This is a genomic window from Cypionkella sp., from assembly GCF_030652235.1.
In the GTDB taxonomy this organism is placed as follows: domain Bacteria; phylum Pseudomonadota; class Alphaproteobacteria; order Rhodobacterales; family Rhodobacteraceae; genus Cypionkella.
In genome coordinates this window covers 22,203-47,440 of record NZ_JAUSBA010000057.1, presented here as the reverse complement: position 1 = coordinate 47,440, position 25,238 = coordinate 22,203, and the positions used below count along the sequence as shown (strand labels likewise).

At 59.6% G+C, this 25,238-nt stretch carries 25 protein-coding genes; 6 read left to right on the top strand and 19 right to left on the bottom strand.

Features of this window, described 5'->3' with window-relative positions; translation table 11 throughout:
- Positions 1 to 64 precede the first annotated feature (64 nt).
- Positions 65 to 382, top strand: a complete 318-nt coding sequence (locus Q7V03_RS19500) for a hypothetical protein (RefSeq protein ID WP_304927253.1) — start codon at positions 65 to 67, stop codon at positions 380 to 382.
- Between the two features lie 336 nt (positions 383 to 718).
- On the opposite strand, the gene rimO is transcribed toward Q7V03_RS19500, so the two are convergent.
- Positions 719 to 2,125, bottom strand: coding sequence for a 30S ribosomal protein S12 methylthiotransferase RimO (rimO, locus tag Q7V03_RS19495; protein ID WP_304927252.1), 1,407 nt, complete (start codon positions 2,123 to 2,125; stop codon positions 719 to 721).
- A 423-nt stretch (positions 2,126 to 2,548) separates the two neighbouring features.
- Positions 2,549 to 3,481, bottom strand: coding sequence for a polyphosphate kinase 2 (gene ppk2 / locus Q7V03_RS19490; RefSeq protein WP_304927251.1), 933 nt, complete (start codon positions 3,479 to 3,481; stop codon positions 2,549 to 2,551).
- A 152-nt stretch (positions 3,482 to 3,633) separates the two neighbouring features.
- Between ppk2 and Q7V03_RS19485 the strand changes: the two genes are divergently transcribed.
- Positions 3,634 to 5,625 carry an AsmA family protein gene (locus Q7V03_RS19485; protein WP_304927250.1) on the top strand — a complete coding sequence of 664 codons (1,992 nt, stop codon included), beginning with the start codon at positions 3,634 to 3,636 and terminating at the stop codon, positions 5,623 to 5,625.
- A gap of 157 nt (positions 5,626 to 5,782) precedes the next feature.
- Here the strand turns inward: Q7V03_RS19485 and Q7V03_RS19480 are convergent, their stop codons facing one another.
- Positions 5,783 to 6,409 (bottom strand): GcrA family cell cycle regulator, encoded by a 627-nt coding sequence (locus tag Q7V03_RS19480; RefSeq protein ID WP_304927249.1) that lies wholly within the window; start codon positions 6,407 to 6,409, stop codon positions 5,783 to 5,785.
- 158 nt (positions 6,410 to 6,567) lie between these two features.
- Here Q7V03_RS19480 and Q7V03_RS19475 point away from each other — a divergent pair, with 158 nt between their 5' ends.
- On the top strand, positions 6,568 to 6,882 hold the full coding sequence (locus Q7V03_RS19475) for a hypothetical protein (protein ID WP_304927248.1): 315 nt from the start codon (positions 6,568 to 6,570) through the stop codon (positions 6,880 to 6,882).
- Positions 6,883 to 7,236: 354 nt separating this feature from the next.
- Here the strand turns inward: Q7V03_RS19475 and Q7V03_RS19470 are convergent, their stop codons facing one another.
- Both Q7V03_RS19470 and guaD read right to left on the bottom strand, forming a co-directional pair.
- Entirely contained in the window at positions 7,237 to 7,536 is a 300-nt protein-coding gene (locus tag Q7V03_RS19470; RefSeq protein WP_304927247.1) for a hypothetical protein, read from the bottom strand.
- 40 nt (positions 7,537 to 7,576) lie between these two features.
- Positions 7,577 to 8,896, bottom strand: coding sequence for a guanine deaminase (gene guaD, locus Q7V03_RS19465; RefSeq protein ID WP_304927246.1), 1,320 nt, complete (start codon positions 8,894 to 8,896; stop codon positions 7,577 to 7,579).
- Between the two features lie 140 nt (positions 8,897 to 9,036).
- On the opposite strand from guaD, the gene mgtE reads away from it, so the two are divergent.
- Together mgtE and Q7V03_RS19455 are read left to right on the top strand one after the other, a co-directional pair.
- Positions 9,037 to 10,386, top strand: coding sequence for a magnesium transporter (gene mgtE, locus Q7V03_RS19460; RefSeq protein ID WP_370651177.1), 1,350 nt, complete (start codon positions 9,037 to 9,039; stop codon positions 10,384 to 10,386).
- Positions 10,386 to 10,934, top strand: a complete 549-nt coding sequence (locus Q7V03_RS19455) for a 5-formyltetrahydrofolate cyclo-ligase (RefSeq protein WP_304927244.1) — start codon at positions 10,386 to 10,388, stop codon at positions 10,932 to 10,934. The genes mgtE and Q7V03_RS19455 overlap by 1 nt, the downstream gene beginning before the upstream one ends.
- Before the next feature lie 169 nt (positions 10,935 to 11,103).
- Here the strand turns inward: Q7V03_RS19455 and Q7V03_RS19450 are convergent, their stop codons facing one another.
- The 14 genes from Q7V03_RS19450 to Q7V03_RS19385 all read right to left on the bottom strand — a co-directional run bounded on the left by Q7V03_RS19450 (position 11,104) and on the right by Q7V03_RS19385 (position 23,964).
- A complete protein-coding gene (locus Q7V03_RS19450) occupies positions 11,104 to 12,420 on the bottom strand; it encodes an ATPase (RefSeq protein ID WP_304927243.1) in 1,317 nt (438 codons plus the stop codon).
- A 63-nt stretch (positions 12,421 to 12,483) separates the two neighbouring features.
- Positions 12,484 to 12,975, bottom strand: a complete 492-nt coding sequence (locus tag Q7V03_RS19445; RefSeq protein WP_304927242.1) for a prepilin peptidase — start codon at positions 12,973 to 12,975, stop codon at positions 12,484 to 12,486.
- Between the two features lies 1 nt (position 12,976).
- Positions 12,977 to 13,822, bottom strand: a complete 846-nt coding sequence (locus tag Q7V03_RS19440) for a lipopolysaccharide assembly protein LapB (RefSeq protein ID WP_304927241.1) — start codon at positions 13,820 to 13,822, stop codon at positions 12,977 to 12,979.
- A 46-nt stretch (positions 13,823 to 13,868) separates the two neighbouring features.
- Positions 13,869 to 14,438, bottom strand: coding sequence for a tetratricopeptide repeat protein (locus tag Q7V03_RS19435; RefSeq protein WP_304927240.1), 570 nt, complete (start codon positions 14,436 to 14,438; stop codon positions 13,869 to 13,871).
- A gap of 35 nt (positions 14,439 to 14,473) precedes the next feature.
- The gene (locus Q7V03_RS19430) at positions 14,474 to 15,457 is read right to left on the bottom strand and encodes a type II secretion system F family protein (RefSeq protein ID WP_304927239.1); all 984 of its coding nucleotides are present in this window, start codon (positions 15,455 to 15,457) and stop codon (positions 14,474 to 14,476) included.
- Positions 15,458 to 15,462: 5 nt separating this feature from the next.
- Positions 15,463 to 16,431: a type II secretion system F family protein gene (locus tag Q7V03_RS19425; RefSeq protein WP_304927238.1), complete on the bottom strand. Its 969-nt coding sequence runs from the start codon at positions 16,429 to 16,431 to the stop codon at positions 15,463 to 15,465.
- Between the two features lie 7 nt (positions 16,432 to 16,438).
- Positions 16,439 to 17,869 (bottom strand): CpaF family protein, encoded by a 1,431-nt coding sequence (locus tag Q7V03_RS19420; RefSeq protein ID WP_304927237.1) that lies wholly within the window; start codon positions 17,867 to 17,869, stop codon positions 16,439 to 16,441.
- A gap of 23 nt (positions 17,870 to 17,892) precedes the next feature.
- Positions 17,893 to 19,191, bottom strand: coding sequence for an AAA family ATPase (locus Q7V03_RS19415; protein WP_304927236.1), 1,299 nt, complete (start codon positions 19,189 to 19,191; stop codon positions 17,893 to 17,895).
- A 250-nt stretch (positions 19,192 to 19,441) separates the two neighbouring features.
- Positions 19,442 to 20,107 carry an OmpA family protein gene (locus Q7V03_RS19410; RefSeq protein ID WP_304927235.1) on the bottom strand — a complete coding sequence of 222 codons (666 nt, stop codon included), beginning with the start codon at positions 20,105 to 20,107 and terminating at the stop codon, positions 19,442 to 19,444.
- Between the two features lie 2 nt (positions 20,108 to 20,109).
- Complete coding sequence (locus Q7V03_RS19405) at positions 20,110 to 21,507, bottom strand: type II and III secretion system protein family protein (RefSeq protein WP_304927234.1); 1,398 nt, start codon at positions 21,505 to 21,507, stop codon at positions 20,110 to 20,112.
- 205 nt (positions 21,508 to 21,712) lie between these two features.
- Complete coding sequence (gene cpaB / locus Q7V03_RS19400; RefSeq protein ID WP_304927233.1) at positions 21,713 to 22,555, bottom strand: Flp pilus assembly protein CpaB; 843 nt, start codon at positions 22,553 to 22,555, stop codon at positions 21,713 to 21,715.
- A 57-nt stretch (positions 22,556 to 22,612) separates the two neighbouring features.
- Positions 22,613 to 22,801 (bottom strand): hypothetical protein, encoded by a 189-nt coding sequence (locus Q7V03_RS19395; protein WP_304927232.1) that lies wholly within the window; start codon positions 22,799 to 22,801, stop codon positions 22,613 to 22,615.
- Between the two features lie 203 nt (positions 22,802 to 23,004).
- Positions 23,005 to 23,208: a Flp family type IVb pilin gene (locus Q7V03_RS19390; RefSeq protein ID WP_370651175.1), complete on the bottom strand. Its 204-nt coding sequence runs from the start codon at positions 23,206 to 23,208 to the stop codon at positions 23,005 to 23,007.
- A 552-nt stretch (positions 23,209 to 23,760) separates the two neighbouring features.
- Positions 23,761 to 23,964: a Flp family type IVb pilin gene (locus Q7V03_RS19385; protein ID WP_370651175.1), complete on the bottom strand. Its 204-nt coding sequence runs from the start codon at positions 23,962 to 23,964 to the stop codon at positions 23,761 to 23,763.
- Positions 23,965 to 24,321: 357 nt separating this feature from the next.
- Between Q7V03_RS19385 and Q7V03_RS19380 the strand changes: the two genes are divergently transcribed.
- The gene (locus tag Q7V03_RS19380; protein ID WP_370651176.1) at positions 24,322 to 25,191 is read left to right on the top strand and encodes a lytic transglycosylase domain-containing protein; all 870 of its coding nucleotides are present in this window, start codon (positions 24,322 to 24,324) and stop codon (positions 25,189 to 25,191) included.
- The last annotated feature ends 47 nt before the right edge of the window (positions 25,192 to 25,238 follow it).

Below are 25,238 nucleotides of genomic sequence, written 5' to 3'. Positions count from 1 at the left end.
CTGATGCGGCGGGACGTGGGGGCGTAGATTGAGGCTACGATCGAACAACCTCATGGAGCCTATCATGTCTCATTTCACATTGACCAAAATCATCGCGGCGGGCGCAGTTGCGCTGTCGCTGACGGCTGCCAGCGCTGCGATCGCGATGGTGCAAGAGACTGTGCTGCCGCAGTTTTCCGCAGCCCTGCCGGGCACGGCCAGCGATGACAGCCTGCTGTTGTCGCGACGTGGCCGTGGCGGCGATGATCCGGCGGGCCATGTTCGCGGCGGCAAGGGCAAGGCTGATGGCGCTGGCCATACCTCGCTGATGGTTCCGGCGGATCACAGTCTGGAATTTGCCCGTCGCGGGCGTGGCAAGGATGACGCCGTCAACCACGGTTGATCGCTTGGGGCGAGGTGCACAGAATCCGCGTTGCAACACGAGTCGAGATCGGTTTGCGCTGCATGGCCAAAGCGCTTCAAGATCAAGACAAAACACGCAATGCCCTAAAGGCCACAACATGTTGTGGAAATCACGGTAAAAATTGCAGAAAAACACAAGTCACTCCCAGCTGGGAGTGACTTTGGACTCGGGTTTTTGCGTTGGCTGGCAAAAAAAGCGATCATGCGTTGATCAAAGCCACAAGCTTCGCCGCCCCGGACTTGATCCGGCGGCTTCTGCTGCGCGACCATGAGGCCCAGGATCAAGCCCGGGGCGGCGTGGCGCGTCGGGGCAGGCTTAAACGCGTTGCCCCCAAAGATCATATTCGCCGGCTTCTTCCACCGTCACCGTCACCATATCGCCGGGGTTCAGGCCCTCGAACCCCTGATCAATGAACAGGTTGCCGTCGATTTCCGGTGCATCCGCCATGGTGCGGCAGGTGGCACCTTCGTCATCAACCTCATCAACGATGACTTGCAAGGTGTGGCCGACTTTGGCTTCCAGTTTGGCTTCCGAGATGGCTTGCGCCTTCTCCATGAAGCGATCCCAGCGTTCCTGCTTTACCTCATCCGGCACATGATCGGGCAGATTGTTCGAGCGCGCACCGGCGACGTTTTCATACTGAAAACAGCCGACGCGGTCGAGTTGCGCTTCGTCCATCCAATCCAGCAGGGTCTGGAATTCAGCCTCGGTTTCGCCCGGATAGCCGACGATAAAGGTGCTGCGCAGGGTGATATCGGGGCACACCGCACGCCATGCCGCGATTTCGTCCAGCGTTTTTGCAGCAGCGGCGGGGCGGGCCATACGTTTCAGCACGCCCGGATCGGCGTGTTGGAACGGGATGTCGAGGTAGGGCAGGATCAGCCCTTCCGCCATCAGCGGGATCAGCTGCCGGACATGCGGGTAGGGGTAGACGTAGTGCAGCCGGACCCAAGGTTTGGTGTCGCCGCCCAAATGGCCCATCGCGCGGGCGAGGTCGGTGATATGGGCGCGCACTTCGCCGCCCTTCCAAGGGCTAAGGTCATGCTTGCGGTCCACGCCATAGGCAGAGGTGTCCTGAGAGATCACCAAAAGTTCACGCACGCCGTTTTCAACCAGCTTTTCGGCCTCGCGCAGCACGGCATGGGCGGGGCGGGATTGCAGCAGGCCGCGCATGTCTGGGATGATGCAGAACTTGCATTTGTGGTTACAGCCCTCGGAAATTTTCAGATAGCTGTAGTGGCGCGGGGTTAGGCTGACGGCACTTGCGGGCAGAAGGTCAATGAACGGGTCGGGCTTGGCGGGAACGGCTTTGTGGACGGCATCCAAGACCGCTTCGTATTGATGCGGGCCGGTGACGGCGAGAACTTTGGGGTGCGCGCCGGTGATGTATTCAGGTTCGGCCCCGAGGCAGCCGGTGACGATGACGCGGCCGTTTTCGGCGAGAGCCTCGCCGATGGCCTCTAAGGATTCCGCTTTGGCGCTGTCGAGAAAGCCGCAGGTGTTGACGATCACGGCATCGGCGCCCTTGTAATCGGGGCTGATCGCGTAGCCTTCGGCGCGCAGGCGGGTGAGGATGCGTTCACTGTCCACGAGAGCTTTTGGGCAGCCGAGCGACACCATGCCGATGGTGGGCTGGCCGGGGCGGACGGGTTCGCTGAAGCTGGGCTTCGGGGCGAGGTCTGGGCGGAGCCCGAGGTTGGGCATGGGCGGATTTTGCGACATGCGGAAGGCTATATATTGAAACGCAGCGTGGCGGTAGGGGGTGTCCACGCGTGGACCGAGGCGTGGTTTGTGGATTTCAAGGAGTTAGACTGGGGGTGTTCAGGAATGGCTAAGGGTTGCGGGCAAGGTGTGGTTAGGTGTGCGTCAGATCAACCATCACGGGCACAAGATCGTCCCGCAAACCGCCGGGACGCGACACCTACAGATATTTCCAATGCGGCGTGACGGGTTTGTTGCCCGATTTGGCCGCACACAAATCGGGCCGCGCCAACCCAGTCAGGCGCGGCCCGATTATTGGCGTCTGGCTTGCAGCATGACGCCTCTTGCTCGGTGGCGTTCCGCCTTGTGCGCCATGAGCCGGATGCGTTGAGGGGCAAGCCCCGCTTTACCGATACAGTGGCGCGCTGAAGCGCACCCTATGGGTTAGTATTTGGCCGGCACATACAATTCCGGTGGCAGCACGGCGCGTTCGTATTGCGGGTTGAAGACGCGGTCGGGGAGGTGGACGTCTTCGTGCGGCACCGGCTCGTAGGGGAATTGCTGGAGCAGGTGGTCGATGCAATTCAGGCGGGCACGTTTTTTGTCGTTGCCCTCAACAATATACCACGGCGCTTCGGCGATATTGGTGCGGGCCATCATTTCTTCTTTGGCTTTGGTATACTGCTCCCAGCGCACGCGGGATTGCAGGTCCATCGGCGAGAGTTTCCATTGCTTCATCGGATCGTGGATGCGCATCAGGAAGCGCATTTGCTGTTCTTCATCGGTGATCGAGAACCAGTATTTGATCACGGTAATCCCCGAGCGCACCAGCATGCGTTCAAATTCTGGCACGTCGTTGAAAAATTGCTCGACCTGATCGTCATCGGCGAAACCCATTACCCGCTCAACTCCGGCGCGGTTGTACCAGCTTCGGTCTAACAGCACGATTTCGCCGCCTGCGGGCAGGTGGGGGACATAGCGTTGAAAATACCACTGGGTTTTTTCGCGGTCGGATGGTGCAGGCAGCGCCACGACGCGGACGACGCGCGGGTTCAGGCGCTGGCTGATGCGTTTGATCACGCCGCCTTTGCCCGCCGAATCGCGGCCCTCAAACAGCACGACGACCTTTTTCTTGTGGTAGGCCACCCAGTCTTGCAGCTTGATCAGTTCGGATTGCAGCCGGATCAGCGATTGGAAATAGGTGTGTCGATCAATGCCATCGGGATGCTTGTCTTTGTAAATCTTGGAGATTTCCAGCGAAAGTTGGGCGTCTTCCAGCTCTAGCTCGTATTCCTCATCAAAAGCATCGGCGAGTTCTGCTTCCAGCCAGTCGAGCGCTTGCGGAGTGGGGGTGTTGGGCGACGACGTGTCTGGCATGCTGGGCTCCTGTTTTGGTGGCGATAAATCAGGGCAATGTAACAGGGCGGTGACGCAGGCGTATCGGGCGAAGTGTTGCCAATCGGCGGGGAGTGGCTTGTTTGCCGGAGGGTTGCGGGTAGACTCGGAATGTGGGTCGTTGTGAGGGTATTATGCGCTGGATCATTCGTTCGGTTATTGCTGTGGTTTTGCTGGCGATCGTGCTGGTGGGGTCGGTGTTTCTAATCCCGGCAGAGAAGGTGGCCGGGATTGCGGTGGCGAAGTTTAATGCGCTGACCGGGCGGGAATTGGTGATTTCAGGCGCGGTGCGACCGTCGATTTGGCCGCAGCTGGGGGTGACAACCGGACCGATTTCGATTTCCAACGCCGCGTGGTCGAAAGAGGGGCCGATGGTGCAGGCCGAGGGGCTGTCGATCTCGCTGGATCTGGCGGCGCTGATCGGCGGCGATGTGAAAATCACCGGGGTCGAGGCGATCAATCCGAAGATCGTGCTGGAGCGGTCTGCCAAGGGCGCGGAAAACTGGGTGTTTGGCGGCGAGGCTGGCGGCACGGTGTCAGCCGCGACGCCGGGCGTAGGGCAGCCGTTCACGCTGGACAAGGCCTCGGTCTCGGGTGGGGCGCTGGTGTTTGCCGATCATGCGGCGGGGGTGCGCTATGAAGTCAGCGGGATTGAAGCCGCAGCGGCGATCCCGCGTTACACCGGGCCTGCGACGATTGATATGGCGGCGGTGATGAATGGGCAGTCGTTCACGCTGACCGGCAAGGTTGGCGCGTTTCAGGATTTTCTCGATGGCAAGTTGGTGGACAGCGATCTGAAGCTGATCGCCGGGGCGGCTGAAGTTGGCTTCAAAGGCACTGCGGGGCTGGGGCCAGAGGCAAAGGGCGCGCTCAGCGCCGATCTGGGCGATCTGGCGGCGATCTCGGCTTTGGCCGGCATAGCGGCCCCAAAGCTGCCTGAAGGCTTGGGGGCTTCGGACGTTCAAGTGGTGGGGGCGGTGACGCTGACCACGGCGGGGTCGCTGCATCTGCGTGCAGGCGCGGTGGTGCTTGATGGCAACAAGCTGGCGATGGATGCTGATTTGGTGACGGCGGGGGAGCGCGCCAAGCTGTCGGCCAAGGTCACGGCGGCGGCTTTGGATTTGGCCGGGGTGTCGGGCGGGCAGGGCGGTGGCGAAAGCGGTGGGGTGCAGGCTGCGGGTTGGCCCACGGATAAGATTGATGTCAGCGGGTTGTCGGGCCTGGATGCCGTGGTGGCGCTGACGGCGGACAGCATTGATCTGGGGATGGTGAAGTTCGGGGCGTCGCAGATCGTGCTGACCAATGATCGATCGCGGCTGGTGGCGGAGTTGCGCAAGGTCTCGGCCTATGAAGGTGTGATCTCGGGGCAGTTTGTGGTCAATGGGCGCAAGGGGCTGTCGGTTGGGGGGGATTTATCCTTTGCGGGCATGGCGTTGCGGCCAATGCTGGCCGATTTTGGCGGCTATGAGCGACTGGTGGGCACCGGCGACATGCGGGTGAAGTTTTTGGGCTCGGGCGCGTCGGTGGATGCGATCATGCAGTCGCTGTCAGGATCGGGATCGCTGGCGTTAAGCAATGGCGAGATTTTGGGCTTGGACATCGCGGGCATGCTGCGGACGCTGGATACGTCTTATGTCGGCGAAGGCCAGAAGACGATTTTTGACAGTCTGGGCGGCAGTTTCACCATGGCCGACGGCGTATTGCGCAATGAGGATTTGGTGCTGAAATCACCTTACATCACGGCACGCGGCGTGGGGGATGTGGGCATGGGCGCGCGGACTTTGGAGTATCGCATCAAGGCCACGGCTTTGGCGGATGACACCGGGGCGGGTGGGCTGACAGCACCGCTGTTGATCAAGGGATCGTGGGCGAACCCGAAGTTTTCGCTCGATTTGCAGGCGATTGCCGATGAGAAATTGGCCGAGCAGACGGCGGCCTTAGAGGCGCAGGCGGAAGCCAAGCGGGCGGAATTGGAGGCTGAGGCCCGCGCCAAGTTGGAATCTGAGTTGGGTGTGGTGCAGCAAGACGGCGAAAGTTTGGAAGATGCGGCAAAGCGGCGGATGAATGAGGCGGTGGATGAACAGGCGCAGAAGGCTTTGCAAAAACTGTTGGGGGGCGGGAATTGAGGCTGGCGGGGGTGCGCTGAAGCCCACCCTACGCTGTGGAGGTTCGCGGTGGGTTAAAAACCCACCCTACGCTGCCGATCAGCGGCGCGAGCATGCAAAAGGCGCGAGGGATGCTCGCGCCTTTTGAGTTTTCTGGCTTAGGCCAAATCAGCCTGCTTCAGCGGCGACGGTCGCGGCGCGCTGACATCGGTTGGAATGCGACGCTGACATGGGCTTCACAATAAGGCTTGCCGGGCACCGAGGGCAGGCCGCAGAACCAGAAATCTTCGGTGGCCGGGTCGCCGATCGGCCATTTGCAGGTGCGCTCGGTAAGTTCCATCAGCGACAGGCGCTTGGCGCTTTTTTCAACTTCGCGCACAGAAGCCAAGGTCTCAGGGCTGATCTCATTGGCCGAGGGCTGCGGTGGCAAAGGTTGGCCCGCCGGGATGATCGCCTTGCGCATCGGGATCGGCAGGGTGGTGACGCTGGCCACAGTGGCAGCAGCGACGGGCGGGACGGGGCGCGGCTCGGGTGCCACGCGCTCGGGGGCGGCGGTGCGCACCGGGGCTTCGACGACCACAGGTTTGGGGCTGGGTTCGGGGCGCGGCGTGACCGGGGCTGCGACCTCGGGCTCTTCGCCCTCGGGTGTGCCGGAGCCGACGCGGTTGGACAGGCCAAGCCGGTGCACCTTGCCGATCACGGCATTGCGGGTGACGCCGCCCAGCTCTTTGGCGATCTGGCTGGCAGACTGGCCCTCGGCCCACATTTTCTTGAGCGTCTCGACGCGCTCGTCGGTCCAGGACATGGCGAACTCCGGTTCAGGGGGCTTTTGCGGGCCCGAGGGGCCCTGCATAACAGCAGACCCTATTCTAATCTTGAATGCAGCGGATACAAGGCGGACGCGGCAATATCAAGCGCTGCGTGATTCGGTTTATCTGGGCGCGCGGGCAAAGGGGGCAGATCATGCATAATTTTCAGGAACAGCGGGCGGATACGTTTGAAACCTTTGCCACGGTGGGCCGCGGCGTGAAGCTGCCGAAGCTGTCGGTGGTGGTCTATGAATTCGTCGCCGAAGAGGTCGATACCAAATGGGCGGCGGTGGAGAAGGCGCTACGGGCAAAGGGCTTCAAGACCAGCCATGCGGGTGATGTGCTGCAAGCCCGGATCGGTCCGATCACGATTGATGCCGAGACGGTGTGGCAATGGGAACGGTTAGCCACAGAAATTGTACTGCCGTTTGAGTTCTACCCGGATGGCTGGGAATTGGGCGACGAATAGGCTGGTCGCGGGCTAAGCAAATGGGGCGGCTTCGCGCCGCAAGGTTTCGTCTTATCACCCCGGCTTTGCGCTGGGGCAGTTCGGTTTTGCGGTGATTCTGCGGCGTGGTGCGTCTGGGGGCATGTGGACGCCTCCGGCGGGAGTATTTACGCCAAGATGAAATTGCTCTTTTTCAAATACTCCCGCCGGAGGCACCCCAAAGCTGCAGAGCGCGCTGCCTGTGCGGCGTAAGGCGACCGCCACATGCCTGCGGTGGTAACGCCGCCGGGTGGAGCCTCCGCTCGGCGGGAAAACGCGCCCTCAGCGCGTTTTCTGATCCGCCTCCCACTCCCGAGGTGGCACTGGTATTGGGTGTTAGCCGCAGTTCAGCGCGTAGCTGCGCAGGGCATCGTAACCATCAGAACTGCTGCTCAGCAGGCGACCGGGGGCGCAGTTGGTGGCGTCCTCCACATAAGACGCAGTTTCGGCGTCGGTCAGCGGATAGCGGGCGGGATAGCGCAGTTGGGCTTGGCGGCCATCGGTCATCACTGTCAACGGTGAGCCATCCGCCAAGCTGAACTGGCGGGCGATGTCGGGGCGTGGGCCCGTTGGCATGCTGGTGACGCAGGCGGTGAGGCATAGCGTCGACATCAGGGCGGGGATTGGTTTCAGCATGGGGTGTGGCTCCTGTTCAGTTTGCGCCACGCTAGCGCGGTTATCCGTCTGCCGCGAGGAGCGGTCGCGGTGAGTGGGGTTTGCCGCCGATCCATGTCGCGCGGATGGCGCGGTCATCGCCCAGCATGATGGTGGGGAAGATCGCTTGCCAGATGTTGTGCGCGCGTCGGGTGGCTTGTGCGATGGCGGGGGTGGATTTCAGGTCTAGGATGGTCAGGTCGGCCTCCATCCCCGGCGCGATGTTGCCGATCTGGTGTTCGGCATGCAGGGCGCGGGCGGAGCCTACGGTGGCGAGCCACCAAAGTTGGCTGGGGTGCAGGGCGTGCCCGCGTAACTGTGCCACCTCATAGGCCGCAGCCATGGTGTGCAGCATGGAAAACGATGAGCCGCCGCCGGTGTCGGTGGCGAGGCCTACCCTCAGGTTCTGCGCAAGGGACATGTCGAACAGGCCCGAGCCGATGAAAGTGTTGGAGGTCGGACAGTGGACGAGGCTTGCGCCGGCTTCGATCAGGCGGTCTTTTTCACGTTGTGTCAGATGGATGGCGTGGCCGTAGACGGCACCGCTTCGCAACAGGCCTTGGGTCTCATAGGTGTCGAGGTAGTCGCGCGATTGCGGGAACAGCTCTTTCACCCATGCGATTTCGTCGACCTGCTCCGACAGGTGGGTTTGCATCAGGCAGTCGGGGTATTCGCGCCAAAGCTGCCCCATGGCGGCCAGTTGTTCGGGGCTGGAGGTGGGCGAGAAGCGCGGGGTGATGACGTAGGACAGGCGGTTTATCCCGTGCCACTTTTGCAAAAGGCGTTTGCTGTCATCATAACTTGATTGCACGGTGTCGCGCAGGCCTGCGGGGGCGTTGCGGTCCATGCAGGTTTTGCCAGCGAAAGCGCGCAGGCCGCGCGCTTGGGCGGCGGTGAAGAAGGCGTCGACGCTTTCGGGGTGGATGGTGGCATAAGTACACATCGAGGTGGTGCCGTGCGCCAGCGCCAGATCGAGATAGCGGTTGGCGATCTCATCGGCATAAGTGCTGTCGGCGAAGCGCATTTCCTCGGGGAAGGTGTAGCTGTTCAGCCAGTCGATCAGGCGTTTGCCCCAAGAGGCGATGATCGCGGTTTGCGGGTAGTGCACATGCGCGTCAATGAAGCCTGCCGAGATCAGGCATTGGCCGTAATCGGTGATGCGGGCCTGCGGAAAGGCGGCGCGGATTTGATCGGCGGGGCCGACGGCTGCGATCTTGCCATGGTTGACGGCGACCGCGCCATGCGTGACGTGCCGCGCGGCATCCGGACCATCCACAAAGGGATCGCCTGCGAAGGACAGCACTTGCCCCAGAAGAATGTCGGTCCCAACCTGCTCTGCCATAACTTACTCCGCTTGCCAAACCCGGTTATGGTATAGGCTTATGCTGATTAGGTAAATTTCCGCATGCCCTCTGTTTTGTTGAAACAGCTTTCGGTAAGCAAGCGGCAAAGGAGTGCGTCATGACGGAAAATCTGGCAGTTATGGACGAAGATGAAGTCCACGCCGACCGCGTGGCGGCGATCCTTGACGCGGTTGAGGCCGAAGATACCGCGCGCATCACCGAATTGATGGAGCCGCTGCACGCGGCGGACATTGCCGACGTGCTGGAGCAGATCGGCTCGGCGGACCGCCGTGCGTTGCTGGCTTTGTGGTCGGGCGAGATCGACGGCGAGATCCTGTCGGAAATTGACGAATCGATCCGCGAAGAGGTGATCGAATCGCTGCCACATTCGGTGGTCGCCGAAGCGATGCGCGAACTCGACACCGATGATGTGGTCGACATTCTGGAAGACCTTGATCTGCCACAACAGGGCTTGATTCTGGATGCGCTGGAGGATGTGGACCGGATTGCGGTGCAGCAGGCGATGGGCTATCCGGAGCAATCCGCGGGCCGTCTGATGCAGCGCGAAGTGGTGGTGGCCCCCGAGCATTGGACGGTGGGCGAAGCGATTGATTATCTGCGCGAGGTGGAGCATCTGCCGGACCAGTTCTACCATGTCATTCTTGTTGATCCGCGTGTAAAACCAACGGGATATGTGACTTTGGGGCGGCTGTTGTCCTCTCGGCGCGAGGTGCGGCTGAAGGATATACTTGAGGATAGTTTCCGCACGGTTCCGGCGACGGAATTAGAGGCCGATGTCGCTTATATGTTCAACCAGTATCACCTGATTTCAACCCCGGTGGTCGATGCGACGGGGCGGCTGGTGGGCGTGATCACCATTGATGACGCGATGAACGTGTTGGACGAGGAACACGAGCAGGACATGCTGCGTCTGGCTGGGGTGGGCGACGATTCGAGCTTGTCGGACGGGGTTTGGGCGACGGCGAAACAGCGGTTGCCGTGGCTGGTGGTGAATCTGTTTACTGCCTCGATTTCGGCATTTGTGATTTCTCGGTTTGAGAGCACGATTGCCTCGCTGGTGACATTGGCGGCGTTGATGCCGATTGTGGCCTCGACGGGTGGGATTGCCGGGACGCAGTCTTTGGCGGTGGCCGTGCGGGCACTGGCCACGCGTTCGCTGACCTCGGCCAACGCAAAACGGGTGGTGTTGCGGGAACTGGTGGGCGGGCTTTTGAACGGATTGGCGCTGGCCTTCCTGCTGGGCTTGGCGGGGACCGTGATCTTTGGCGATTGGAAGCTGGGGTTGGTGTTGGGGGCAGCGATGATCACCAATCAGTTGGTGGCGGCGATGGGCGGGGTGTTGGTGCCGCTTGGCCTGCATCGGCTGGATCTGGACCCGGCTTTGGCGTCGGGGACGTTCGTGACGACTTTGACCGATGTGCTGGGCTATTTGGCATTTTTGGGGCTGGCGACGCTGGTGCTGCTGTGATGGATTCGGGGATCGACAAGGCCGAGGCCCGCAAGGTGGCGTTTGCCGCGCGAAAATTGGCGTTTGCTGCGGGGCAGGGGCAGGCGGCGGAACTGTTGGCCGATGTGCTGGCAGAGCATCGCGGGCGTGCTTTGGCCGGATATATGGCGATGCGCACCGAGGCTGATCCGATGGCGGCCATGCTGGCGCATCAGGGGCCGGTTTGCGTGCCGGTGATTGTGGCGCAGGGTGAGGCGTTGCGGTTTCGCGAATGGTCGCCGGGCTGTGCGATGGAAATGGGCGCGTTTGGGGCTTTTATCCCGAGTGAAGGCGCGTGGATTGAGCCGGAGGTGCTGATTGTGCCTTTGGTGGGGTTCGATGCGCGCGGGTTCCGCTTGGGCTATGGCGGCGGGTTTTATGACCGGACCTTGCAGGGGTTGCGCTTGAAACGGCCTACGTTGGCGGTGGGGTTTGGCTTTGCTGCGCAGGAATTGGATGAAGTGCCGATTGATCAATTCGATCAGAGGTTGGATATGATGGTGACGGAGGTGGGCGTGCGGCGGTTTTAGGCGCTTGGGGCTGGCCGCTGCGGGTTTCACACCCCCAGACCCCCGTGGGATATTTGAGCCAGTCTGAAAGCAAATTTTAATCAAATTGATCGGATTTTTTAATCAGGTTGGACCCTGACCGGGTTATCCGATCAGCCAATTGATTCGTATATTCGATCAGAGGGGGTGTTTACTTCGCAATCGTCTCTTGCCGCACGAACATGTTGCCCCAAGCGCGGTCCATCAACTCGGGGGACATTTGGTAGGGGATGCCTTCAAACTCGCAGACCGCGATCATCTGGTCGATCAGGAAGGTCGGCTGGTAGTTGGCGAAGTTGTTGGCGATGGTCGGGTATTTCGATTTCAGCATGTAGATCAGGGTGGCTTCGTCCAGCGGGATTTTCTTTTTCTTCGCGACCATCGCGAAGATTTTCAGGAACATCTCTTGGTTCGGGCCGTCGATTTTGATCTTGAAGAAAATCCGGCGCAGGGCGGCGCCGTCGAAAATCTCATTCGGGTGGAAGTTGGTCGAGAAAATTACGAGGGTGTCGAACGGGACGGTGAATTTTTCGCCTGATTGTAGCGCCAAGATATCACGGGATTCTTCCAGCGGCACGATCCAGCGGTTGACCAGTTTTTGCGGCGGTTCGGCCTGGCGGCCAAGGTCGTCAACGATGAAAATGCCGCCCGAGGCTTTCAGTTGCAACGGCGCTTGGTAGGTGCGGGCGGTGGGGTTGTATTTCAAATCGAGCATGTCGAGGGTCAATTCGCCGCCGGTGATCACCGAAGGGCGTTCGCAGTAGACATAGCGGTTGTCATAACGGTTGCCGGTGCGGCGCAGGGCGTTGGGGTCGTCGACGGATTCTTCGGCGGATGAATGCACGATGGGATCGAAAACGGTGATCACCTGACCGGAATATTCGATCGCGCGCGGGATGTAGATCTTATCGCCCAAAGCGGCGCGGATGCCGTTGGAGATTGAGGATTTGCCGTTGCCAGGCGGGCCATACATCAGGATGGATCGGCCCGAGGTGACGGCGGGGCCAAGGTTGGAAATCAGATCGGGCGGCAGGATCAGATGGCCCATGCCCTTCATCAACTCGGGCCGGGTCAGTTTGATGTCGCGGACGGATTGGCGCTTCATTTGCGCGGAGTAGGCGGCGAGGGGCAGCGGCAGAGCGCCATAGTATTCGGATTGTGACAGGGCATCCAATGCGCGGGCTTTGCCAGCATCGGTCAACTGATAGCCCATCTCGTTGCTGGTCGATGTGGCGTTCAGCGTGCCTTTGGCTTCGAGCAGGCGTTGTTGGCGGGCGGCGTCGACCAGTTCTTGGGTCAAGACGACGGGCAGGCAGATCGCGCGGGAGAGGTCCGTCACCATGTCGAGGTTCATGCGGAACATGGTTTTGAGCAGAATGTCGCGCATCATCACCGAGCTTAGGCCGGTTTCGGCCAAAGACTTTGGTTGCGGCGGGGCTTGCACGCCCATCGGCACTTGCATGTTCATCGGCGGCACCTTTGCATTGGTGGGGCGACTGTTGCGCCCGAAGCTTCAATGCCAAGGATTGACCTAGAAAAGCGGCAAGAGTGCGGCCAAAAGGTAGAAGATCAGTGTTCCTGACAGCGCCAGACCCATCGGGAAGTCTTTATGCGTCCAGCTTTGCCAATCGATCGTGGCGGCGCGAAACGGCGGGATCAGGCGGGCAAGGCGGTGGGCGGCGAAGGCGCCGAGCAGGCAGGCGGCGTAGAGGCCGAGCACGAAGCGGATGTCGGCGTGGATGAAGATCGGGGCCATGGAAGCCGCGAATTTCGCGTCCCCGGCACCGACGGCGCCGCCTGCGTTCAGGATAAAGCCCGCGACCAAGACGCAGGCGGCCAAGGCCCAGCCCCAAAGCCAGAGTTTGAACGGCACGAGGATCAACCCCAGCACCAGCCAGAGGATCAGCAGCGCCAATCCAGCTTTGTTGGGGATTTTCATGAATTTCATATCGCTCCACGACACCCAAATGGCGACGGCGAAGCAGAACGGCAGGAAGACAAGGGCGGTGTGGGGAGAGATCATATCAGGTGCTCAGCGCTTTCAGGCTGCGCTCGGCGGCCTCGAAATAGGTGGGGGAGGTGTCGACGGCTTGTTGCAGCAGTTCGCGGCCTACGGATGTATCGCCTTGCTTCACGGCCGCAAGTCCGAGGGTGTAGTAAAGCTGCGCGCGCTCGGTCTGGGTCATCTCGATCACCGGCATGTCGTATTTGCGCTGACCTGCGCGGGCGAGGATCAGGTTGTTCTTGGCGGTGAACAGCTTGGAATCGTAGGTGAGGGCTTCGAGGAACAGCTTTTCAGCCCCCGCATTGTCGCCGCGGGTCAGTTTCGAGAAACCCCAGTTGTTGTAGACGCCCGAGGGTTTGTTGGTGAGGCCCGCGGCAATGTCGTAAAAGCTGTCGGCTTTCTTCCAGTTTTTCTGGCTGTCGGCGACCATGGCCTCAAGCCGATAGCGATCAAAGGTTTCAAAGGTTGGTGGGATGGTGTTCAGGGTGGCGGCGGTGGCTGCCCAGTCCGAGGTGCGCATTTGCGCGTCAGCCAGACCGACACGGTCGTCGTTGGTGGCTTCGGACGAGGCGATGATGGCGGTGTACACGCCGATGGCCTCAGACGGTTTGTTGGCGCGGATCAACGACTTGGCCAGACCGCGTTTAAGATCAATGCGGTCGGGGTTCTCGGCGCTGGATTTCTGGAAATAGGCCACGGCCTCATTCGGGTCGCCCACGGTCAGCATGATGTCGCTGAGGTTGCTCTCATCGACCACATTCACCGATTTCAGCGCACGTTTGGAGGCGGCGTCTCGGGTGCCTTGGCACCCCGCCAGAGCGGTGGCGCCGATCAGGCACAAAGTAAGCAACACGGGTTGGCGCATTTTGCGTCCTTTTTGGTCTACTGCTCGGTCTTCACATTCGCGGGCTTCAAAGTTGCGACAGCAAAACGTAAGAGCCTTGGCCGCGTCGCACCAGTTTCATCACGGGTTTTTCGTCCTGAACCGGATCATATACAGAGGCCTCGCTGCGCGCTATCGCGAGCTTGAGATTTTCACGGATGGAGTCCGATTGGCCACTGTCCAGCGCGAAAGCTTGCTGAAATACCCGGCGGGCCTCGCCAGATTTACCTTGCTCCATCAGTACGCAGCCAAGGTTGTTCAGAGCGGGCACGTTGCGCTCATCGGCTTCAATGGCGCGGCGCAGCACTTTTTCTGCCTGACCCAAACGCCCCAGTTTCAGATCGGCAGAGCCGATGGCCGAGAGCACATCGGCGTTCATGCCTTGTTCAGACGCGGCGCGCAGATAGGCTTTCATCGCCAGATCGTATTCGCCCACTTCCATTAGGCGGTGGCCGACCAGCAGGCCATCAACGCCTTGTTCGCGGGCATCGACACCGTAGGGCACGTTGCGGGGGGTGCCGGATGCGGACAGGCCGCCCGCATGCTGACAGGCGGCCAAGGGGATGCAGATCAGAAGGATAACTGCCGCGCGCGCCACTTTAGCCCCGTCTTACTGGGCCTTGCGCCCGTGGTTTAGCCGCCACCGAGGGTTTTCGAGATCCCGTACACCGATGGTCCGATCAGTATGATCAATAGCGGCGGCAGCGTGAACAGCATAGTGCCGAGGGTGAGTTTTGTCGGTAATTTGTTGGCCAATTCTTCTGCCCGCATGATGCGTTTGTCGCGCATCTCGGCGGAATACACCCGTAGGGCGTCTGACATCGAGGTGCCGAAGGTCGCTGATTGCACGAGGGTGGTGCAGAACGACGAGATATCGGCGATGCCGACGCGTTCGGACATGTCTTTCAGCACCTTGACGCGTTCTTTCCCGGCCTTGACCTCTTGTGCCACGGTTTCAAATTCTTCGGCGAGCGCGGGGCAAGAGTTGCGGCTTTCTTTTGCAATGCGGTTGATGGATTGGTCCAGCGACTGGCCCGCCTCGACACAGACCAGCATCAGATCGAGCGCGTCCGGGAAGCCCGAGACGATTTCGGACTGACGCTTTTGCACCCGGCTGTTGACCCAATACATCGGAAAGTAATAGCCAAGCCCCCCCGGCAACAGGGTAGAGATGATCATCACTTGGGTGGACACCTCGGCGCCGTCATTGCCGGTGAAGGTGTAAAGCATCCCCAAACCCAGCAGACCAACGCCCAAGGCCAGTTGCGCGAAGTGAAAAGTGCGGACGGCGTTTTTCTGTTTGTAGCCCGCGCGCACCATTTTCAGGCGCGAGGCGGTCATGGTCTGCTCATCCTGCGGTTCCAGGAACGAGGCGAATTTCTCCAACCGGTCGGCTTTTTCGCTGTGACGCAGGTTGGCGCTTTTTTGGGATTTGCTGGCGTTTTCGATGTCTTTGCGCAGGGCTTTCAGCTTGTCGAACGGCTCGGGTTGCTTTTGCAGAAGCATCGGCAGCACGGCGACAATCAGCGCCAGACCCAGCAGACCAAGCGCCAGCAACGGCCCCAGCGGGCCGAAGGTGTCGATCAGTTGCGTGTTGATAGTGTTCAGAAATTCCATGACGCTTAGACCTTAATGTTGACCATGATACGCATGAAGATGATGTTGATGACAAGAAACACCGCGACAGCAAGACAGGCCGGGATGAACACCGCCGATTTCGCGACATCATCATAATAGTCAGGTTTGATGATGTTGATCATGACGATCGCGCCGATCGGGAACATCGACAGGAACATGCCCGACCATTTTGCCTCGCCAGTGATCGCCTTGACGCGGCGGAACAGTTTGAAGCGGGCGCGGATCACCTTTGACAGACCTTCAAGGATTTCGGCAAGGTTGCCGCCCGAGGTTTGCTGGATGGTGACGGCGACGGCGAGGAAGCGCAGATCCTGGCTGTCCATGCGTTCGGCAAAGGCTTTCAGGCTGTCGGCGACGTTGCGCCCGTAAGCGGCTTCGTCTGAGATCATGCCAAATTCGGTGCCCAAAGGATCGGGGACTTCCTTGGAAACGATGCCGATGGCGGACGCAAACGGGTGGCCGACGCGCAAGGACCGCACCATCAATTCAACCGCGTCGGGCAGTTGTTCATCCATCAACGCGATGCGCTTTTTGGCCTTGCCGTTGACCCAGAAATACACGCCGCCCACGCCCATGCCGACGGCGACCACCACACGGATTGGCAGGGCGACTTGGGTGCCAAAGGTCAGGCCCGTGAACGCCACGCCGACCATGCCGATCATGATCAGCACCAGTTGCTGCGGGCTGAAGGCGATGTTGGCCTTCTGCGCTTTTTTGGCGAGGATCGAATACAGTGGGATGCCGCGCGAGTTGACGTGCTGCTCGGTTTCCTTGCGCAGCTGCTCCAGCACCTGTTCGCGGTTGTTGTTTTTCTCCAGCAAGGCCAGACGGCGGCTCATGCGGTTGTTCAGGCTGATGGATTTGCCGAACACCACCAGATACAGGCCGTTCACCATCACCACCACGGCGACGAAGATCAAAACATAGATAAGCGGGGCGGCTGAAATGGTCATGATACCCTCAGTTGATCGGTTCGTAGATCGAGGCAGGCAGATCGTAGCCCCATTGCTTGAAGCGGTCAGAATAGTGGCTGCGCACGCCGGTGGCGTTGAAGCGGCCAATGATTTTGCCGTTGGGCTCGACGCCCAAGCGTTCGTAGCGGAATACTTCCTGCATCGAGATCACTTCACCCTCCATGCCGGTGATTTCGGTGATCGAGACCATGCGGCGCGAGCCGTCTTGCAGGCGCGAGGCTTGCACGATCAGGTTCACGGCCGACGCGATCTGGCTGCGCACAGCTTTCAGTGGCATCTCAATCCCGGCCATGGCAACCATGTTTTCCAGACGGCTGATGCCGTCACGCGCCGAGTTGGCGTGAATGGTGGTCATTGATCCATCGTGGCCGGTGTTCATCGCTTGCAACATGTCTATGACCTCCTCACCGCGGGTTTCGCCGACGATGATACGGTCGGGGCGCATCCGCAGGGCGTTGCGCAGACAGTCGCGCTGGGTCACAGCGCCCTTGCCTTCGACGTTGGCGGGGCGGCTTTCCATCCGGCCGACATGGACCTGTTGCAGTTGAAGTTCGGCAGTGTCCTCAATCGTCAGCACGCGTTCGGTGTTGTCGATAAAGCTGGACAGCGCATTCAGCGTGGTGGTTTTGCCCGAACCGGTGCCGCCCGAGACGATGATGTTCAACCGACATGACACGGCGGCCTGCAGGTAAAGGCCCATTTCCTCGGTGAAAGCCCCAAAGCGCACCAGATCGGGGATGCCAAGTTTCTCTTTCTTGAATTTCCGGATCGAAACCAGAGAGCCGTCGACCGCAACCGGCGGCACCATGCAGTTGAAACGGCTGCCATCGGCCAAACGGGCGTCACAATAGGGGTTGGATTCGTCGACCCTACGGCCCACCGCTGAGACGATCTTGTCGATGATGCGCAAAAGGTGGCGCTCGTCCTTGAAGGTGATGTCGGTCAGGGTCAGCTTGCCGTTGCGTTCGACAAAGATGCGGTTCGGTCCGTTGACCAGAATATCGTTGACGGATTCGTCTTTCAGCAGTGGTTCCAGCGGGCCAAGGCCCATCACCTCGTCGTAAAGTTCTTGGTTCAGCGTGGCGCGGTCTTCTTTCGACAAAGCTACCGACATCTCGTCCAACGCTTCGGCCGAGATTGCGGCGATTTCGGCTTTGAGATTGGCTTCTGATGCCTGTTCGATGGCGGCGAGGTTGAGGTTGTCGAGCAGGCGCTTGTGCAATTCCTGCTTCAACTCGCCCAGACGTTCCTTGCGTTTCTTTTCCTTATCAGCCGCAACCGCCTCGGCGGGCGGGCGGGCGGGTGCGGCCACCGGGCGGCTGATGCCGGGCTTTGGCGCAGGGGCCGGTGCTGCGGCGCGCGCGGCGGCTGGGCTGGCGCTTGGGCCGGCTTCCGGTTTCTTGAAACGTGAGAACATCGTTAACCCCCAAAGTCCAGGCCTTAGGCCCTGCCGATTTCCACGGCTTTGTTCAGATCAAACAGCGATTTCGCCAACTTTTGGATTTCTTTGCGCAACGGGTTTTTGCCCGCATTTTCCGAGAGTGGCAGGCCGTGATCATTGGCTTGCGTTACCTGCGCGCCGCCATCGGGAAGCTGCACTTCGATCGTGATATCAAGGCTTTCGGCCATCCGCTTTACCCGGCTTTTCGCCGAAAGATCGGTGAATTTCGGCGCGCGGTTCAACACATAGCGCAACTTTTCATGCGGCAGACCTTCTGCTTTCAGCGCCCGCACCAGACGCAGCACGTTTTGTGCCGAGCGCAGGTCCAACTCCATCAGCGCGAAATAGACATGGGCGCGGCTGAGCACGGTTTCGGTCCAGGCGACGATGGTGCGCGGCATGTCGATCACCACAAAGTCGAAATTCGCCCGCGCCATGTCGATGATGCGGCCAATGTCTTCCGGGCTGACGATATCCAGCGGCAGCATGTCAGACGGAGCTGTCAGCACATGCAGCTTGTCGTTGAAGGTCAGCATGGCGGCCAGAAGGGTATCAGAATCGGCATGGCCGGTGTCGGTCAAAAGGTCAAACACCGCCTCTTTGCGCGGCAGGTCAAGGTAGGTCGCAGCCGAGCCATATTGGAAATCAAGGTCGATCAGGCAGACGCGCGGGGCGTCTGTTTTCGACAAAGTTGCCAGCTCCCAAGCCAGATTGGCGGCGAAGGTGGATGCACCACAGCCGCCTGCAAGCCCATGCACAGGCAGCACCACCGCATCGCGGTCGCCTTTGGCTTTGAACGTTGGGGCCTTTTCGGCATGGGGTTCATCCGAGATGATTGGTGCCTGGGTAGGGGCGGGGGCTGGGGTAGGGGCGGCAGCTTCAGCAGGTTTGGCTTTGCGGATGCGTTCAATGGCTTCGTGCAAAGCGCCATCGGGCAGCGGATAGGGCACGAAATCTTCGGCACCCAAGCGCAGCAGCTGATGCAGCGCGGCAGGGCCGACCTGATCGGCGATTAAGATCACTTTGATCGACTTTGCCTTTGCGGTGCGAATGATCTCGGTGATCCGCGACAGATCGGCCTCATCTTCGGCATCGACGGCGATGGCGACAAACTCCAGCGTGGCAGATTCAGGTTGGCCCAGGAAAATCAGGGCGTCTTCAAAGCCAAGATCACCCCAAGCCTCGCCCAGCTCGTTTTCCATATCGTCGATCAGCAGATCAAAGTTCTGCACATCGCGCGAAATCGTGCACGCCAGAATGGGTGCAGGATCAGGTTGTAAGTTGGCCACGCTCGTCATCGTTTCATCGTCCTTCTCAAGACATCCCACCACGGACCCCGGCCAAAATTAAGGCGCGATTGGGGCCAATCGGGGGAGCATACCTGGCCTTCGGCGCGGCATTGTTCCCATTGAGTGCAAGATGCTGGAGGATGGTGGCGAGATTGGGGCTAAAACAGCGTCAATCTGGGGTATTTAGCGATCTAAGCGGCTATTTCGGAAACGAACTCATAAACAAAGGCCCCTGCGGTCGCGCGCACGGGCCTTGTCGTTACTTCTTATTTGTATCCGGCGGTGGCGGTGGCAGGTCTAGTACGCCCGTGTAGAAGCCCTGTGGAACGACTGCGCCTTTGACATACTCTTGCATGATGATCCGAGCATACTTGCCGTTCAACACCATCGGGTCATTTTTCACAAAACCCGAAACTTCGGTGACTGTGCGGCGGTTACGCTGTTCCGGCGCCGAGGTTTGGATGATTGGCCGCGTTTTGCCGTAAGACACCACTGCTTCAAGCCGAGAGCCACCAATGCCGAGGCTGGCAAGATAGGCCACTGCGGCGCGGGCGCGGCGCAGGCCCAAAGCCTTGTTATAGGCGTTTGACCCAACCAGATCAGTATGGCCATAAACGCGAAAGCGCACTTGCGGGAACTGTCGGATGAAATCGGCCTGTTGCGCCAAGGTAGAACGGGCTTCTGCTGTCAGTTCAGAGCTGTTGAATGCGAAGGTAATGGTGGTTGGCACCGTTTGCGCAAAACGTTGGGCCAAAGCGATGGTGTAATCGCGTTCACCCGACATCACCAAGGTGTTGTTCATGGTCGAGTTGCCAAACCCGCCTTCGTCGACAGAGGCGCCGGCCTCGCCGTTGAAGTCAATCGGATCACAGGCCGCCAAGCTTACTATCGCGGCGACAATCAAAGGGAGCGAGCGCAGGTGCATGATCACTCCATCACATAGCCATAAGAGCCGCTGAAATCTTGCCGAGCGACATCGCCCGCAGCGCCTTTTTGTTTGCCTGCCACATTGCCAAACAGGAACAAATCCTTTTCGGACGGCAGTTTGACGCGGTCGGTCGGCAGCGCCAAAGCCTCGCCGCGCGTGGGTGTGACCAGATGCGGCGTAACGATAATAACCAGTTCCGACTGTGCGCGCTGATATTCCGCCGAGCGGAACAAGGCGCCGATGATCGGAATGTCACCCAGCCACGGCACTTGGCCGTTCAGATCGCGGAAGTCGTCTTGCAGCAAGCCCGCAATGGCAAAACTTTCACCATCGCGCATCTCAACCGTGGTCGAGGTTTCGCGGCGCTTGAAGGCGTTGACCGAAAAGCCAGAGGTGGTGACGCTGTTGGTCGTATCAATCGACGAAACCGATGCCTTGATCACCAAATTGATTATATCGCCATCAACGACAGTGGGTGTGAAGGACATCTCGACGCCAAATGGCTTGTATTCGATCTTGATGCCGTCATTGTCGGTCACCGGGATCGGATATTCGCCACCCGCAAGGAACGTGGCCTCTTGCCCGGACAGCGCAGTCAGGTTCGGCTCGGCCAAGGTGCGCACAACGCCTTTGGATTCCAGCGCCTCCAGAAGCACGGCAAACTCTATAGAACCTGCGGTGAAGCCTAGGCCTAAGGCCCCTTGCGTGCCTGGCTTCAGCCCCAGAAAACCATCCGCGATATTCTCTTTTGTTTGGCTCGCCAGCGTGCCGGTTGCTCCGATCACACCCATTTTGGTGCCGCCCGATACTCCCAGCGAGGCCGACAGACTTTTTGATACCGAGCGCTGCATCTCGGCAAAACGCACTTTCAACATCACCTGCTGGGTGCCACCGACGTTCATCAAATTCGACACGCGCTGCGGCGCATAGCGTTCGGCGAGATCGAGGGCGCGATCCAGCTTGGCGGTGGAGGATACCGTGCCCGACATGACGATGCCGTCATTGGCGGTGCGGACTTCGATTTTCTCGCCGGGCAGGATTTGTTGCAGACGTTCTTTGAATTCCGCGATGTCGGGGGTGACATAGACATCCACATTCGAGATCAGCTTGCCATCCGGCCCGAGCAGGGTCAGCGTGGTGCGGCCGGGGGTCTTGCCCAAAACGTAGATCGACTTATCCGACAGCGTCGAGATATCGGCGATACCGGGGTTGGCGATCGACAGCTCCGAGAACGAGATGTCGCTTTCCACAACCACGGCGCGGTTCATCGGCACGTTGAGCGGGGCCGAAGCCGACCCCTCCATGACCCGCAGCGTCTGTGCAGACAGCGGGCTGAGCGCCATGCTTGCGAGGGCAAGCCCCAAGCAAGCGGCGGTCAGGAATTTGCGCATATTCATGTGACCTGCCCTTTCGATCACGCCTCTGGTCGGGTCTTGGTATGCCCAATCCAGTTCGTAAGATGACGTAAGTGTCGTTTTTTTGCAAGAATCAAATGGTTGGAGGCCGTTCCTTATGTGGATAACTTGCAACAGCAGGCTACCAAATGCGGAAGGTGAATTCCGCCGCCACTATAGGAAGTGGCGGCAAGATCGGTTTTGCGGCCTAGTTGGTGCAAGCGATCGGCACTTGGGTCGGAACACCGCCTTGACGCACCGTGATGAAGCACGCTTGAGGTGCCACGACTACGGCTTCAGGGGCGGCAGTTGTATCGCCGTTGATGTCTTTGATCGTGACTTTGATCTCGGTCGGATCGCTGGCGGCTGCGCTGTCATTGCCCACCAGCGACATCACCAGACGCCCGGTGGCTTGTGCTTGGGCCAAGCGCCCCACCTGTTCGGGTGTCGCGGCCACGGTCATGGTGCGGCTTTGAATTTCGCCCGCAGCCACGGTGGCCTTGGCGTTACGATCCACCGCGATGATCTTGACCGCGTTTTCGATGCGCTGGGTGATTTCCGAGCCCGAGGCATCTGAAGATCCGGTCCAATAGATATCCACCCGATCGCCAGGTTGCAGGAAGTCTGCGGCATCAACCTTGATCGCAAACGCCCGCATGCCTTTTTCAATCGCGCCGTTCAGACCCGCCTGCTCGCCCGGAGCGGTGACTTTGACTGCCAGGATCGGTTCAAATTTTTCCATCTGCCGCACCACATAGCGTGGATCTTTGGCATCTTTCGGAAACAGCAGGTCGCCATCCTCAAACGCGCCTTCCGGCAAAGCGTTTTTCGGCCAATAGATGCGTTGCACATCTTCCTTGGTCAGCGGATCGCCGTAGTTCTTCGCCTTATTGACGACGAAAACCATGGTCAGACCGCCTGTGTCGGCCATCAGCTGCTTCTCGCGCGTCACCGCCGATTGCTGCTGACCGATGAAATTCTTTGCCATGAACACAGCGGCACCTGCCAGCATCATGCCGACCACCAGCACCAATCCAAAGATCATCCGCATGTTAACCCCTTTCCCACTTGTTTCCGCCTCGTTGCAAGCCTTGCGGAACACCCCAACTCATCTGTCGTAACCCACGTCTATGCCTTCGATGTAATCCGCCACGCCCTGCGTCGAGCTTTCCGTGCTGAAGGCCACTGGCCACAGCACAAGCATCCCGAGCCCGATCACCGCCGCAGACAAGGTCACCCATTCTACAGTGACTGCGCCGTCTGTTTTTCGAATGAATTTCTTCAACCAGCGTTGCATCTTAACTCCTTTGCGACTTTCGCTCCGGCTACACAGAAAACCTACAATGACCGCCATAGCGCGGGATTGTGGCCGGAATCGGTATGGTTCCGTGGCGGCAATGTGGTCTGGTGCCAGATTTCGGCCCGGATTTCGTACATGGAAAAGGCCGCATCCCGTCCCGGATGCGGCCCTCACCCTTGTCAGGTGATCGAAAAAACCGATTACTGGTTTTCGTAGCCCGAAGCGCGGCCCTGCAGGTCGGATACGATCGAATCGCCCAGACCTTCGATGCCACCACCGACGGTTTTCATCACAACCATGCCGAGGCCAACGATGGCGGCAGTCAGCACGACCCAGTCAACGGTCACAGCGCCGGATTCGTCAGCGCGGAAGGATTTGAACAGTTTGCGAAGTTTCAACGTCATCATTTTGGATTTCCCTATCCCAGGAGTTGCTCAGGTATCACCGCTTTGGATCGTCACGTTCTGGCCTCTGTTCCAGCACGTTCACCGCTTCGGCTTGAATTGATAAGGCCGTCTAATCGTGGCGCGATTGCGGCGGGCTTTAGGTCTTTTCAGGGTGATTGCAGCGTTCACCATTTTATCTTGCGATTGTGCAGAAATGCGGCGTTTCTGTTTTGGAAACAATGCTCTGGCCAAATCATCTGAAAGCTGCCGCTTGGCTGATGCGAACGCCCCGCCTCTGCATCAGAAGCGGCTTGGTCTGGATGTGATCGGATTTTAGGATTGACGGCTTCGCTGGCATGGGGGGTGTTTTGATGCTCGGAACACTGTCCAACTGGCAATGTTCAGCCTCGGCTTGGCGGCGGCATGCGGCGGGTGACGCGACTGATCGAGAAAATATGTTTCTGATCGAGAAATCGCGCAGCAGCAAGCAAGGCAACTGTCGCAGATGGAAAAGGCCGCATCCCGTCCCGGATGCGGCCCTCACCCTTATCAGGTGATCGAAAAAACCGATTACTGGTTTTCGTAGCCCGAAGCGCGGCCCTGCAGGTCGGATACGATCGAGTCGCCCAGACCTTCGATGCCACCACCAACGGTTTTCATCACAACCATGCCGAGGCCAACGATGGCGGCGGTCAGCACGACCCAGTCAACGGTCACAGCGCCGGATTCGTCAGCGCGGAAGGATTTGAACAGTTTGCGAAGTTTCAAGGTCATCATAATGTAGTCCCTTTCTGGGGATGCTCAGGTTTCTAACCGCTCCGGCTCTGTCAACTGCGATCTCTGTTTCGCCGCTTGCCGTTCGGTATGACCCTATATGGCCCCGTAAACGTGGCGGCAGTTTGGTCAGGGTGGGGCGTTTTTTAAGCGCGGCAACTTAGGCAAGATTGCCCTGCATATCTTTGGTATATAACGATATATATTTTAGCGGCTACTTAACCTTGTACCTCACAGGCGTTGCTTTCGCGCCGATTTGGGCAAAATTGCCATGATTGACGCAAGCAAACGTGGAAAAGCTTTCCCGATTCTGCAACATTGAGCGCAATGAAAACAAAGCAGGCGGCATCCAACGTGATGCGACGGGCACAAGGCGCAGTTCTGGCAGGGTTGATTCTTCTGCTGCCGATCCCGGCAGCGGCGGAAATCATTATGAATTCGGCCACGGGTGAGGGCTTTAAGCGCATCAAGGTCAGCGATAACCTACCCGGTAAGCGCATCACCGTGCAGATTGATCCGGCCGAGCAAGCGCGTTTGTTGGCGGCTTTGCCCGAGGTCGAGGCCCGCGCGCCCGAGGTGCCCGCTGATCCCGATGCGGCACCGACCCCCGCGCTGCCGACCCCGGCCACGGCGCAATATGGCTGGTTTTGGGATGCGGTGCCGGTGCAGCGCGATCAGGTCTCGGGGCGGTTTCCCTTGGCACTGGCCACGTTAAGCCAAGGTCCGGGCGGGGCGCGGGTGGCTGCCCCTCGGATGCAACATATGCAAGAGATCGCCTCAACCTATGGCACCGAGATATTGAAGGCGACGATTGGCACCGATGTCTCGCCCGCTTTGGTCTTGGCGGTGATCGGGATTGAAAGTGCGGGCAAACCCAATGCGGTCAGCTCGGCCGGGGCGCAGGGGTTGATGCAGTTGATCCCGGCGACGGCGGCGCGGTTTGGCGTTAGCGATTCCACCGATCCGGTGCAGAACATCAAGGGTGGGGTGGCGTATCTAGACTGGCTGATGAAGCGGTTCGATCATGATCCTTTGATGGTGATCGCGGCCTATAACGCGGGGGAGGGGGCGATTGACGCCAATGTGGGCGTGCCGCCCTATGCCGAGACTCGCGATTATGTGCCCAAGGTTTTGGCGGCGTGGCAGGTGGCGCAGGGGCTATGCCTAAGCCCGCCGGAATTGGTCACCGATGCTTGTGTGTTCAAGGTAATCTCGGCGACGAATTGAAAGGTCCCAACTCGGGACCTTATTAGAATTTCTTCAAATCAAGGACT